General features: G+C 63.5%; 10 protein-coding genes. 1 reads left to right on the forward strand and 9 read right to left on the reverse strand.

Features of this window, described 5'->3' with window-relative positions; all coding sequences use genetic code 11:
- The coding region (locus tag RR842_RS07960; protein ID WP_332729411.1) for a hypothetical protein at positions 1-355 on the reverse strand (355 nt) is incomplete at its 3' end.
- Positions 348-1,835: a DNA repair protein gene (locus RR842_RS07965; protein WP_332729412.1), complete on the reverse strand. Its 1,488-nt coding sequence runs from the start codon at positions 1,833-1,835 to the stop codon at positions 348-350. The genes RR842_RS07960 and RR842_RS07965, both read right to left, overlap by 8 nt.
- A gap of 164 nt (positions 1,836-1,999) precedes the next feature.
- Here RR842_RS07965 and RR842_RS07970 point away from each other — a divergent pair, with 164 nt between their 5' ends.
- Entirely contained in the window at positions 2,000-5,317 is a 3,318-nt protein-coding gene (locus tag RR842_RS07970) for a DEAD/DEAH box helicase (protein WP_332729413.1), read from the forward strand.
- A gap of 123 nt (positions 5,318-5,440) precedes the next feature.
- On the opposite strand, the gene accD is transcribed toward RR842_RS07970, so the two are convergent.
- The 7 genes from accD to RR842_RS08005 all read right to left on the reverse strand — a co-directional run bounded on the left by accD (position 5,441) and on the right by RR842_RS08005 (position 12,989).
- Positions 5,441-7,990, reverse strand: coding sequence for an acetyl-CoA carboxylase, carboxyltransferase subunit beta (accD, locus tag RR842_RS07975; RefSeq protein ID WP_332512132.1), 2,550 nt, complete (start codon positions 7,988-7,990; stop codon positions 5,441-5,443).
- A complete protein-coding gene (gene fabZ, locus RR842_RS07980) occupies positions 7,987-8,451 on the reverse strand; it encodes a 3-hydroxyacyl-ACP dehydratase FabZ (RefSeq protein WP_332517412.1) in 465 nt (154 codons plus the stop codon). The genes accD and fabZ overlap by 4 nt, the downstream gene beginning before the upstream one ends.
- 38 nt (positions 8,452-8,489) lie before the next feature.
- Complete coding sequence (gene fabF, locus RR842_RS07985; RefSeq protein WP_332512135.1) at positions 8,490-9,779, reverse strand: beta-ketoacyl-ACP synthase II; 1,290 nt, start codon at positions 9,777-9,779, stop codon at positions 8,490-8,492.
- Positions 9,776-10,540 (reverse strand): 3-oxoacyl-[acyl-carrier-protein] reductase, encoded by a 765-nt coding sequence (fabG, locus tag RR842_RS07990; RefSeq protein ID WP_332517410.1) that lies wholly within the window; start codon positions 10,538-10,540, stop codon positions 9,776-9,778. The genes fabF and fabG overlap by 4 nt, the downstream gene beginning before the upstream one ends.
- An 89-nt stretch (positions 10,541-10,629) precedes the next feature.
- Entirely contained in the window at positions 10,630-11,613 is a 984-nt protein-coding gene (locus RR842_RS07995) for an ACP S-malonyltransferase (RefSeq protein ID WP_332553302.1), read from the reverse strand.
- Between the two features lie 10 nt (positions 11,614-11,623).
- Positions 11,624-12,619 carry a nitronate monooxygenase gene (locus RR842_RS08000; RefSeq protein WP_332565234.1) on the reverse strand — a complete coding sequence of 332 codons (996 nt, stop codon included), beginning with the start codon at positions 12,617-12,619 and terminating at the stop codon, positions 11,624-11,626.
- A gap of 148 nt (positions 12,620-12,767) precedes the next feature.
- On the reverse strand, positions 12,768-12,989 hold the full coding sequence (locus RR842_RS08005) for a phosphopantetheine-binding protein (RefSeq protein WP_332512139.1): 222 nt from the start codon (positions 12,987-12,989) through the stop codon (positions 12,768-12,770).
- Between the last annotated feature and the right edge of the window lie 142 nt (positions 12,990-13,131).

The following is a 13,131-nucleotide window of genomic DNA, read 5'->3' on the forward strand; positions in this document are numbered from 1 at the left end:
CGCGTACCACTTCAATCCCCCACAGGTCGTCAAACGCGATGCACCGCTTCACTACGGTGAGCGTCCGGTATGCTTCATCCACCTGCGCCACCATCCCCTCTGCCACCACGTACGTTTCGCCGTCGTAGTAGGTCGCCTCGACCATATCTCCCTTGCACAAGGTAGCCACCTGCGCCGACAGCCGGACAGCTTCCTCCTCCGGTAACTCGCGCCGAGGCTCGGGCACACGCTCGCGCTGGCGTACGAGGTCGTAATAGCCCTTCAGCGCCGCGAACGGCATGAACTGGCGGGCACGGTCCTCGGGCGACACCATTCGCTGGATACGGGCATCGGGTATGCCGGCTCCTTTAGCCACAGTGGCCTCCTACCTGGTCGTTTCGCTCACGAGCAGTAGCCTTGTCGGTAAGGCTCGCCGCCCTCAGCAGTGCGTTCTTGCCGAATTTGCCCTTTACTGCCAGCACCGCTTCCTGCATGCGCCGCTCCCTGTCGTCAGCCTCCTCGTCGGCGAACAGGTCAAGGGTAGCGAACTCCTCGCCTACCAGGCCGGCAAAGCCGACGTTCAGGCGTTTGATGGGACGCGTGGGGTCGGTCGTCTCACGGTACAGATCCTCGAGGTAGGCCATAAGCTTTTTGAAGGAGTTCGTCTTCTCGGGAATCTTGCGACTGCCGCCCGTATGCGACCCCCAACGGCTGCCGGACGAGGGACGAGCGCCGTGCTCGCCCACGAACACCCCCTTGCCTACCGGGACGTGTGCTTCACCATCGGAAGTGCCGGCATCGCCGCCGAGGCCCTCGGCATCGCCGCTCCAGGAGTCTTCCCCCTTGCTGGGCAGCCCGCCGGCTCCGCAAGTCTCGGATGGTGCGAAACCTGCCGAGAACCCTGCGGCGGCACCAGCCTCCCGACCTCCCCGCTTCTCGCGAGCGTACCCCACGCCCAACGATATATGATCCACCACCAGGTGCTTCTCCACGAGTTCCAGCACCGACACGTCCACCATCTCGCGCAACACGACCAGCGCCTCGTCGTAGCCGTACTCGCACGGCAGCACTTGGCCGTTCACCAGCGAACTGCCTTTAGGCTCGTAGTCCTTGATCTGCTTCATGGTGCAGGGCTCGATGCCCTGAGCATGGTCGATCAAAAACTCCGCATTCACCCCGAACTCGCGATAGAGTATCCCCTCGTCCATTGCCACCACGCCGGCTAGATCGAACACGTGGTACTTGGCCAAACGGTTCGCGATGCCGGGCCCGACGTTCCAAATGTCCGTGATAGGGCGATGGTGCCAGATCAGACGCTTGAACTCCTCCTCGTCCAAGTACCCGATATGGTCTGGGACATGCTTGGCAGTCACGTCCATCGCCACTTTTGCCAAAAACAGGTTCGTGCCGATGCCCGCCGACGCGCAGATGCCCGTCTCTTCGAGCACGGCCGCCATCAACAGGTGCGCCAGCTCCTTGGGAGACTTGTCGTACAGGCCCAGATACGGCGTCGCATCGATGAAGCACTCGTCGATGGAGTACACATGAATATCGTCGGGACTCAGATAGCGCAGGTAGATTGAGTAGACATCGGCGGAAACCTTCATGTAGAGGCGCATGCGGGGCTTGGCCATGATGAAATCCACGCTCTCGGGTATCTCGAACACGCGGCAGCGGTTGCGGATTCCCAAGTCCTTCATGGCGGGTGTGATGGCGAGACAAATCGTGGTGTCCGTGCGATCGGGGTCAGCCACCACCAGATTGGTGGTGAACGGGTCGAGCCCGCGCTCGCGGCATTCGACCGACGCATAGAACGTCTTCAGGTCGATGCACATATAGACACGCTCGCTTCCCACAGAATGCCTTCCTTCCCCTTTCGCATTATCTGACCGTTCCCAGCATGCTAGTGCGAAACCGCCAGATTCTCCCCGCCCCCACTTTCTTTTCCCTCAAAAGAACACACGAACTAATGTTCTGATAGAGTATACTAATCATTTACCCCGAAAGGCAAGGACCTTGCATGTTATCCGAAGATGAGATCAGCCGGCACTGCCACGAACGCACGCTACAGCGGGCACGTCAGATTGCGGCCTCCGACCGGAACATCCTTACCAAGCAGGTTCACTACAGCAGGACGGAGACCACGGTAAAGGCCTTCGTCGCCAGCAGTCACGGATGGGACGACCGCTACCGCACCTCCGTCACCTTCGATGAAGACAGCGGCGAGATCACCGACTACGCCTGCACCTGCCCTGCTTTCTACGAATCCGACGGCATGTGTAAGCATGGCGCGGCGCTCGCGCTTGCCTACCTCGATGCCCCCGAGCGCTTCATGGGCTATCAGGCGAAGCGCGTAGCAGCCACCTCGCCGGGGATCGCTGCGTTGATGAGGCGTGAACGGGAAGTAGCCGAGGCCGCAGACCGGGGGTCCATCGATCTGGAAACCGTTATCGAGTACGGCTACCGCTCTTGGTCGGCCCACTTCAGGCTGGTCGGCGAGTCCGGCTCCTACGTCCTGCGCAACATCACGGACTTCGTACACCGCATGCGCACAGGCGCGTTCTTCTCCTACGGCAAGAAGCTCTCTTTCGCACACAGCCCTCTCCTCCTTTCCGACCACGGACGCGCGGTGGCGCGCTTTCTGGACAAGGCGGTCTCGCTACGCGAGCAAGTGGGCGGCTCGACTTTTTTGCGCTACCGAGGACGCGACGAGGTCGAACGCGACCTGAGCCTCACGGACTCGGAGATTATCGAGTTGCTCGACGCGCTTACCGGCACCCTGTTCACCGTGCGCGGAACCGACTACGGCACCCGCTCGGTCACCCAGGCCTACGTCGTGGACGAGGACCCGTCCATCGCTATCAGGATAGGCCGATCGGGCTTGGACGGCTACGACATCGAGGTGCCCGAAGAGACGCCTTTCGCTGCGCAGGGCGACCGTATGTATGCATGGCAGGGCGATAGGTTCTACCGTTGCTCGTCAACGTTCGCCCGCACTGCCGACTTCTTGCGCAGCCTGTACGAAAGCGAGGAGGGAAGCCTGTTCGTCAGCGAAGCAGACATGCCCCTGTTCTGCGCAACCGTGCTGCCGGCCATCGAACAATTGCTGCAGGTGAGCGCACCGCCCGAGATCGATGCGTACCGCCCCGTAGCCTGCAAGCTGGAGTTCTACTTCGATAAGAACAAACAGGGCGTGACCTGCGATGCCCAAGCCGTGTACGGGCAACGGCGCTACCAGCTGTTCACCGCAGGAGAGGACAAGACTGCTGCCGGCAACGACGCGTCCCCGATCGGCCCCTTACGCGACGACCCCTTGGAGAACAGGGCGCGGCGTCTGATAGAGGAATACTTCGACCTGCCGGTGCCGTTCATCGAGATCAGCGACGATGCCACCATAGCCGAACTGGTATTCGGAGGACTGGCACGCTTCCAGGCACTGGGCACCGCGTTCACCACACCCGCGTTCGACCGGCTGCTCACCGACAAGCAGCCGCGCCTCACGACCGGGCTCTCGCTTGCAGGCAACCTGGTCAACCTCACTATTTCAGCAGAAGACCTGCCCGCAAGCGAGGTGGCCGCACTTCTGTCAAGCTACCGCAAACGCAAGCGCTACCATCGCCTGCGCAACGGCGCGTTCATGAGCCTGGAAGGCTACGACCTGGCCCAGCTCGACCGTATCGTGGCCGATTTCGGCATCACCGCCAAACAGCTGTCCACCGGAGTGGTTGAGCTTCCCGCCTACCAGGCTTTCTACCTGGACGAACAGCTAAACGACACCAGCCGCGACGAGTCGTTCACCCGCTACCTCGAAAACTTCCGCAGCGTGGACGAGCATGCCTACCGCGTACCCGCAGCGCTTGAGGGCACGTTGCGCCCCTACCAGGAAGAGGGTTTTCGCTGGATGAGCGCACTGGCCGACGCAGGGTTCGGCGGCATCCTGGCCGACGAGATGGGCCTCGGAAAATCCGTCCAACTCATCTCATTTCTGCTCGCGCGACAAAACGATGCCCGAGCGCTCGGCCCAAGCCTTATCGTATGCCCGGCATCGCTCGTGTACAACTGGCTGGCCGAGTTCGAGCGCTTCGCACCGGAGCTTTCCGCACGCGCCGTCACCGGAACCAAGCGCGAACGCGAGCTTATCCGCACCGAAGCGTTCGGCGAGGTCCTGCCCAACAGCGACAAGCATGGCGCTGAGGGCCAAGGGGGCCTCTCCGCCGGACGCTGCGACGTACTGGTGACCTCCTACGATTTAGCGCGCATCGACGCCGACGCCTATGCCGAGCGCACGTTTTTCTGCTGCGCGCTCGACGAGGCGCAGTACGTGAAGAACCATGCCACGAAGACCGCCCGCGGCATCAAGCGCATCCAGGCGCGCCACCGCTTCGCCTTAACCGGCACCCCGGTGGAGAACCGCCCGAGCGAGCTTTGGAGCATCTTCGACTTCCTGCTGCCAGGGCTTTTGGGCTCCTACATGCGCTTTCGCGAGCGCTTCGAACTGGACATCCTCGGCGGCAGCGAGGACGCTGCCGCGCGTCTGCGCACGCTGGTCGGCCCGTTTGTGCTGAGGCGGCTCAAGGACGAGGTGCTGCGCGATCTGCCCGAGAAGCTGGAATCGGTCGTGCGCGTGCATTTGGAAGGAGAGCAGCAGCGCCTCTACGCCGCAAGCGAGCAGCAGCTGCGCGAGGCGCTGACCAGGCAGCGGCGCGAGCGCAAAAACAAGCGCCTCGGCAGCGAGCTGCCGCCGGTGGAGATATTGGCCGAACTTACCAAATTGCGCCAGCTCTGCTGCGACCCACACCTGCTCTACGAAAATTACGAAGGGTCTGCCGCCAAGCTCGACGCTGTCATGGAATTGGTAGAATCCGCCCGTGACGGCGGCGAGAAGTCACTTGTGTTCTCGCAGTTCACCAGCTTTCTCGCTCGCATCGCCGATCGGCTGGACCAGCAGGGCGTCCCTTACTACACCATTACGGGAGCCACCCCCAAGAAGAAGCGCCTTGATCTGGTGAACACCTTCAACGAGGACGATACGCCGGTGTTCCTCGTGTCACTGAAGGCGGGCGGCACCGGTCTGAATCTCACGGGGGCGTCGGTCGTTATCCATGCCGACCCTTGGTGGAACGCCGCAGCGCAGAACCAGGCGACCGACCGCGCGCACCGCATCGGCCAGGACAAGCTGGTCAGCGTCCACCGCGTCATCGCCGCCGGAACCATCGAGGAGCGCATCGTGCGTTTGCAGGAGGCCAAAAGTCAGCTCGCCGACCAGATCGTCGGCGGCAACGGCATCTCCCTTTCCACATTGAGCCGAGAAGACCTTCTGGAACTGCTAGAGGGATAAGCGGCGCCGAAATCAACGCAGGTAGTGCGAGCTACCTTGAAGGCTTTTCGTGCCATGTAAAAGCGGGCGCCCGCGAGCAAAAAACCGCCGGCACCCGCTCTTCACACCTTGCCTCGAAGATTCCTAGAACTTGATGAACCGCTCGTAACGCGCGGCGAGCAACTTCTCGACCGGTTCTTCACAAAGCTCGCCAAGAGTGCCGACCACATACGCGCGCACCTGCTCAGCGGCAATCTCCGGGTTTTCGTGGGCCGGAGCAGGACCTTCCGGCAGCACCGCATCGACAATACCCATATCGCATGCCTCGACAGCGCTCATCTTCATAACGGCAGCCGCCTCGGGCGCGCGCGTGCGGTCCTTCCAAAGAATCGACGCGAAGCCTTCGGGAGACAGCACCGAATACACCGCATGCTCCTGCATGGCCACCCGATCGGCCAGCGCCAACGCCAACGCGCCGCCGCTTCCCCCCTCGCCCAAGAGCACGCTCACGACCGGCACACGCAGGCCCGCCAGCGCGATAAGGTTGTCGGCAATGGCGTTGCCCTGACCGCGTTCTTCGGCTTCCATGCCGCAGAAAGCGCCTTGGGTGTCCACAAGGCACACCACCGGGCGGCCGAACTTCTCGGCCTGGCGCATAAGGCGCAGGGACTTGCGGTACCCCTCGGGTTGCGGGCAGCCGAAGTTGCGGCGGATGCGCTCCTTCAGATCCGAGCCCTTCTCCTGCGCGATCACCGTCACCGCACGTCCGCCGATCCAACCCAGCCCGCACACCACGGCACCGTCGTCGCCGAACATACGGTCACCATGTAGCTCGATGAAACCGTCCACGAACGCATCGATATAGGCCAACGCCGTCGGACGGTGCGTGTTACGCGCCAACTGCACGCTGCGCCACGCTCGATTCGCGTCGCCGCCCGCAGCCGCCCCGTCCGCCAAGCCCGAGGATCCCTCAAGCGAGGCTCCTGCCTCAGCATCGAACCCACCGCTTGCCAGCGCCCGCTCCAGGCGTTTGGGCGATACCGGGTGCGTCCGCGTGCGCTCCAAGCGTCCGGCAAGGTCGGCAAGCGCCTTCCCCAAGCGGGGCCGGCGCGCAGCTATCTGCGTGAACAAAGGACCTTCCGGCTCCAGCATGCCGTACGTCACCGTGTTGTAGGTAGCGGTGCCATGCTCCAGGTTCTCGCACACCGACGCATAGTCCACCAAAAGAGAGCTCTCCCCAGGATCGATGCCGTCGCGCGAGGCCGTCGATACCTGGATGGCCAGCAGATGCGCCAGTGTAGACCTCAGTTCCTGGCGCTCAACAATGGCATCGATCAGGCCATGCTCAAGCGCGAACTCTGCCGTCTGGAAGCCCTCGGGCAACTCCTGTTTGATGGTGTCCTTGATAACGCGCTGCCCGGCGAACCCGATAAGCGCACGGGGCTCGGCTAAGATGACGTCGCCTTGCATGGCAAACGACGCGGTCACGCCGCCGGTCGTCGGGTCGGTGAGCACCGAGATATACGGCAACCCCGCCTCTCCATGACGCGCAAGCGCGCACGAGACTTTGGCCATCTGCATGAGCGACACCAGGCCCTCCTGCATACGCGCGCCGCCCGAAGCCGTGAACACCACAACCGGCAACCGCTCGTCAGTGGCACGCTCCACGAGACGCGCGACCTTCTCGCCCACGACCGAGCCCATCGACCCCATGAAGAACTGCGACTCCATAATGCCGATAGCCACCTTGAGCCCCGCGATGCTACCAACGCCCGTGCGCACGGCCTCCTCGAGGCCCGTCTTGTCACGCTGCGCCGTAAGCTTTCCAGCGTACCCCGGAAAGCCGAGCGGGTCGGTCTCGGGTACGCAGCGGCTCCACTCCGCGAAGCTGTTCGCATCAAGCAGGTCGTTGATACGCTCAGCCGACGACATGCGAAGGTACCCGCCGCAGGTCGGACACACGTAATGGCCCGATGCCAGACTGGCCTCGTCGAACGAAAGCCCACACTGCGGGCAGGTGCGCCAAGTGCCTTCCTCGATAGCCGGTTTGTCCGTCGTGCACAGCACCCATCCCAAAAGGGGCGCTTCGGGCGACAGCGGGCGGAACACGCGCATGCCGCGTGCGGCCGCGCGGGCGAGGAAGCTGTCGACTTCGGCCAAGGGAAGCGCCTCGTCACAGAGCAGCACGATCGACGCCCCACAGGTCTCAGCCGCCGTCAGAACGGCATGGCTGTTGCAGAACAGCGCATCGGTGTACTTATCGCCCAAGCTCACCGTACTCTGCGCTGCCTTCAAATGCACGTCGAAACGATGGTCTTGCGTATAAGCGGCACACACGGAAAACCCGGCCTCGGCAACGGACTGCATCATGCGGCGGGCCGTTTTCGAGCGCGCCATCACCAATGCGACCGGTTTCGAGGCGCACCTCGCTCCTTCGTCCGCCAAGGGCGCAACCAAGGTCCCGCGCGCCGTCCGCACGTCACCCGTTGTCGCTGCCGTGTATTCGGACCCGTCGGCCGCATCGAGCGCGTTGGGAGCCGCCGACGCCGTCGCCGACTCCTCGAACATGCGCGAAAGACGGTAGGCGACGTCCGCCGACTCCATCGCAGGCTCGGCTTTGCCGGATTTGCCCTGCGAGGGAACCATCGCGCCGTCGAACGAGAGGGTAACGTAATTCTGTTTGCGCTGCTTCATCTGGGTTTCCTCGACCCTTCTGCCTGCGCCAGCACATACTTCTGCGTTGCTGTCGTGCACACCTGGCCTTCCACGCTGGCCTCGACCTCGGCCACGCAAAGGCGGGATGACGACTTCACGATACGCGCCTTCAACGTCACCGTTTCGCCGGGTGCCACCTGACGGCGGAACTTAGCGCCGTCGATGCCGGTCAAAAAACCGATCGACCCCTCCGCACCGCGTTCCACCAAAATGCAGAATGACGCCGCCTGAGCCAACGCCTCCATAAGGATGACGCCCGGCAGCACCGGATGCCCGGGGAAATGGCCTGCGAACAACGGCAGGTCGCTCGCAACGTCCAGCTCGGCCTCGACGTTCACGCCCGGCTCGCACGCGATCACACGGCTCACCCACACGAACGGATCGCGATGCGGCAGCACCGCCTCGACAACCTCTTTCCCACAAGGATACGCGATTTCCATGTCGCTTCCTTTCTCTTCTTTCTTGTTTCGCAGCTCGGCTACGCCCGGTAAGGCGAAAGAGCCAAAGACGCATTGTGTCCGCCGAACCCAAGCGAGTTCGACAAGGCGACCTTCTGCGGATAGTTCATTTTCGCCTCCACCACCACGTTCACCGGGCATTCCGGATCAGCCTCGGCAAAACCGGCAGTCGGCGGCACGCAGTCGCCCGCAACGGAAAGCGCCGTGACGATCGCCTCGATAGCGCCCGCAGCGCCCAAGGTATGGCCCGTCGCGCCTTTCACCGAGGTCACCGGAACACTGCGCCCCCGATCGTCGCCGCAAAGGGCAAGCAACGCGTGGGACTCGGTAGCGTCGTTGGCGGGTGTGCCCGTGCCGTGCGCGTTCAGATGGCCCAGATCCTCAGGCGCGAAACCGCCTTCGGCAAGCGCCTGGCGCATAGCCCGCGTGACTCCCTCGCCGCTCGGCTCGGGTGCGGTCATATGGTAGGCATCTCCCGTGGAGCCGAAACCCGTGATCTCGGCCAGCACGTTGGCACCGCGGGCAAGAGCATGCTCCAACGACTCGACGACCACCGCACCCGCACCCTCGCCAGCCACGAAGCCGGCGCGGCGCACATCGAAGGGAAGCGAGGCCTGCGAGGGGTCTTCCGCCTTCGTCAGCGCGCTCAGGTTGGTGAAACCTGCAATGCAAATGGGCGACACCGACTCTTCGGTACCGCCGGCCAATGCCGCATCAATGTAGCCGTGGCGAATATCGCGCACCGCCGCACCAATGCAGTGGGCGCCTGTAGCGCACGCCGTAACCACGTTGAGGCACTCGCCTTTCAGGCCATAGCGGATCGAAAGGTTGCCAGCCGCGATATTGCCGATCATCGTAGGGATGAACAGCGGACTCACGCGTTTGGGACCCTTCTCCAAAAGAGTGGTGAAACCGCTCTGGAGCTCGTCGATGCCGCCGATGCCACTGCCGAACACGCAGGCGATGCGCGTCGCGTCCTCGGCTTCCCTATCAAGCCCCGCTTGTGCCATAGCCTCGTCAGACGCCACGATGGCGTACTGCACGAAACGCTCGAAGCGACGCGCCTCCTTCTTGGTCAGGCCGTGCTCGGTGGCATCAAAGTCGCGGATCTCGGCGGCGATATGAACGTCGTAGCCTTCGGTGTCGAATTTCGTGATGGGACCGATGCACGAGCGTCGCGCCATAAGCGTGCTCCACAGCGCCCGAACGCCCACCCCCGCCGGCGTAATGGCGCCCATACCCGTGATGACCACGCGATGAGTGCCGTCCGGGCGACGCGTTGCCTGACTGCTGCTGGTGTTCTCGCTCATAGCGACATACCTCCGTCGACGCAGATGACCTGTCCGGTAATATAACCTGCCTCTTCGCTTGCTAGGAAACGCACAAGCGCGGCAACATCCTCGGCCTCGCCGAGGCGCTTCATGGCGATGCGCTCAGTTATGGCCTGCTGCTGCTTTTCCGAGAGCGCATCGGTCATGTCCGTGGCGATGAAGCCGGGAGCAACGGCGTTCGCCGTGACGTTGCGCCCCGCCAACTCGCGCGAGATCGCCTTCGTCAGCCCGATCACGCCGGCCTTCGATGCGGCGTAGTTCGCCTGCCCCGCATTGCCTGAAACGCCTACGACGCTGCTCATGTTCACGATGCGACCATAGCGCTGCTTGCACATGCGCTGCGCCGCTGCTTTGCAGCAGTTGAACGTGCCTTTGAGGTTCACGTCGATCACGGCGTCGAAATCCTCTTCCTTCATGCGGGCCAGCAGACCGTCGCGCGTGATGCCCGCATTGTTCACCAGCACGTCCACGCGGCCGAATGCCCGATAGGCTGCCTCTACCAGCGCATGGGCCTCGTCCGACTCCGCCACGTTGGCGGCTATCGCGAGGGCGCGCACGCCGCACTCGTCCTCGATCTGGCTCGCGAGCTCTTGGGCTGCAGGCAGGCTGCGCTCGCTCGAGCAGTTCACGCACACGTCGAAGCCCGCGCGCGCCAGATCGAGAGCCACGGCACGGCCGATGCCGCGGTTCGAGCCGGTGACGACGGCTGCGCGGCGCGGCTGTTCGGTATCGTTGGTCATAGGTTCAAACTCCTGTTCGATGTTCGGGTCGAGAGGTCGGATGAGGATAAGGCTGGAAGTCGGCTCGACGTCCGCACCGGTCGCCTCGGTCAGTCGCACGCTGCAGTACCCCGAGCAGCAACGAGGGCCTCGAAGCTCGCGCGGTCTTGGACGCAGGCCCTCTCGGCAGTCTTGTCGATGCGGCGCACCAGATTCGCCAGCACACCGCCGAAGCCCACTTCGACGAACAGGTCCGCACCCGCTGCGCCGAGCGCTGCGACGCTCTGCTCGAAGAGCACCGGACTGGTCAGATGGCGCACCAGATGCTCGCGCGCCTCGTCAGCGGAAAGCGGAGCCGCATCCACGTTGCAGATCAACGGTATACGCGGCTCGCAAAACGAGACGCCCTCCAGATAGCTCGCCAACGCAGCGGCCGCCTCGGCCATGAGCGGGCTGTGGAATGCACCCGATGTGGACAGGCGCGAGCAGCGCCTGCCACCTGCCGTCCAGGCCTCCTCAGCTCGCGCCACCGCGCTCGCCTCTCCGGCGATGACGATCTGTCCCGGACAGTTGTAGTTGGCAGGCACCAGCACCTCGCCCTGCGCACACTCGTCGCAAAGCGCCCGCACGCTGCCTTCATCGGCCTTCAGCAAGGCGCTCATGGCGCCGGGATGCGCTGCGGCGGCCTTAGCCATGAGCTCGGAGCGCACCTTCACCAGCGAGAACACCTCCTCGTCGGACAGCATGCCCGCAAGGGATAGCGCACTTGTCTGGCCGAGCGAGAATCCCAGCACGGCAGCCGGACGAACACCGTGCGCCATAAGCGCACGAGCGATGCCCACCGACAGCACACAGAGCGCCGGCTGGGCAAAGCGCGTGTCGTTCAGTTTCTCGGGTTCGGCATTCTGCACCAGATCTGCCATATCGAACCCGAACACTTCGGACGCGCAGGAGAAAGCAGCCGCCACCTCCGGCATATCCAGCAGGTCGGCGCCCATGCCGGGCTTCTGCGATCCTTGCCCCGAGAACAGGAATACCGGCTCTCCCGGCGCAAGGGGGGCAAGGGGCGCAAGGGGGGCAATGCCACCAGTCATAAGGCGGCCCCTACTGCGCCGGCGACGCGCCACGCGCGCGCTCGCGACGGGCATTGGCGGCGGCAAGTGCGCCGAGGTCGAGCGCGCCGAGCGCCTGGGCCTCAGCCATAAGCTCGACCACCACCTGGGCTGCGGCCTTGCGCTCATGCACGAGCGCAGCCGACTGTCCGGCCATCATGGTGCCGTTGTCCACGTCGCCGTCGATGGCGCGTACCAGCGAGCCTACGTACATGGCCTCCAGCTCGTCGCCGTTCGCTGCAAGATCGTCCTCTAGCTTGCGGGCTTTACGCGAGAAGGCGTTTTTCAGACAGCGCACCGGATGCCCACTGCCGCGTCCGGTGACGATGGTGTCGGAATCCTTTGCCTTGATAACCTTGTCCTTGTACGCATCGGCGATAGTGCACTCGTCTACGGTAAGGAACCGGGTGCCTATCTGCACGCCCTCGGCCCCTAAGGCGAACGCAGCCGCGATACCGCGCCCGTTGGCAATGCCGCCGGCTGCGATCACGGGAATGGACACGGCGTCGCACACGGCAGGGATCAGCGCCATCGTCGCAAGCTCGCCGATATGCCCGCCCGCCTCGGTGCCTTCCGCTACCACCGCATCGGCGCCCAAACGCTCCATACGGGCGGCAAGCGCGCTTGAGGCAACCACCGGCACCACCTTGATGCCCGCGTCTTTCCACAGCTGCATATAGTTGGCAGGGCTGCCGGCACCGGTGGTTATCACATCCACCCGCAGTTCCGCCAACAACTCGGCCACGGCACCCGCGTTCGGGTCCATGAGCATGACGTTCGCACCGATAGGCTTGGAAGTGATCGAGCGGGCCATGCCCACCTGTTCCTCGATCCACGCCAGCGGCGCACCGCCGCACGCGATGATGCCCAAGCCTCCGGCCTCGCTTACCGCGCCTGCCAAGCTGGCGTTCGCAATACGCGCCATAGCGCCTTGGACGATAGGCACCTCGATACCGAGAAGCTCCGTGACCCGCGTGTTCATGCCCATACTTCCTCTTTCTTGCCCTTGGCACCCTTGCCAACTCAGACGCACCTAGCCTACGCCGTGCGCGCCGACGACGAACAGCAGGGCGCGGCCCTCGAGGAGCGACCACCCTGCCGATACGACGGGCTCCTCCAGGAGCCCGTCTGCATGCTTATTTCAGCGAATCAATGTGCGCGACCAGCTGCCCGATGGTCGCGACGCCCTCGGGCTCGCCGAACTCGATGTCGCACTTCTCCTCCAGGTCACAGATCAGCTCGACCATATCCAGCGAGTCGACGCCCAGCGACTCCAGCGTCGCGTCCTCGGTGACCTTGTCGCCTTCCAGGTCCAGGTTTTCAACCAGCACGTCTTTCACGATATCGATGGTAGCCATAGCGCTTCCTCCTTGCTCGGACCGCCGTGGCGGCCTTCTTGTTTTCTGCGTCCAAAATAGTTTGATAATCAAAGTATTTCTGCAGAAACAATACTATGGGGAGAGGAAATCGAATGCAAGTCCCTCCACGATTTCTGCGCGG

This window comes from Gordonibacter sp., from assembly GCF_036667095.1.
In the GTDB taxonomy this organism is placed as follows: domain Bacteria; phylum Actinomycetota; class Coriobacteriia; order Coriobacteriales; family Eggerthellaceae; genus Gordonibacter.

What these genes read in the sequence shown, in the direction of transcription:
- RR842_RS07970 (WP_332729413.1), top strand. Translation starts at nt 2,000, where the DNA reads ATGTTATCCGAAGATGAGATCAGCCGGCACTGCCACGAACGCACGCTA.
- accD (WP_332512132.1), bottom strand. Translation starts at nt 7,990, where the DNA reads ATGAAGCAGCGCAAACAGAATTACGTTACCCTCTCGTTCGACGGCGCG.
- fabZ (WP_332517412.1), bottom strand. Translation starts at nt 8,451, where the DNA reads ATGGAAATCGCGTATCCTTGTGGGAAAGAGGTTGTCGAGGCGGTGCTG.
- fabF (WP_332512135.1), bottom strand. Translation starts at nt 9,779, where the DNA reads ATGAGCGAGAACACCAGCAGCAGTCAGGCAACGCGTCGCCCGGACGGC.
- fabG (WP_332517410.1), bottom strand. Translation starts at nt 10,540, where the DNA reads ATGACCAACGATACCGAACAGCCGCGCCGCGCAGCCGTCGTCACCGGC.
- RR842_RS07995 (WP_332553302.1), bottom strand. Translation starts at nt 11,613, where the DNA reads ATGACTGGTGGCATTGCCCCCCTTGCGCCCCTTGCCCCCCTTGCGCCG.
- RR842_RS08000 (WP_332565234.1), bottom strand. Translation starts at nt 12,619, where the DNA reads ATGGGCATGAACACGCGGGTCACGGAGCTTCTCGGTATCGAGGTGCCT.
- RR842_RS08005 (WP_332512139.1), bottom strand. Translation starts at nt 12,989, where the DNA reads ATGGCTACCATCGATATCGTGAAAGACGTGCTGGTTGAAAACCTGGAC.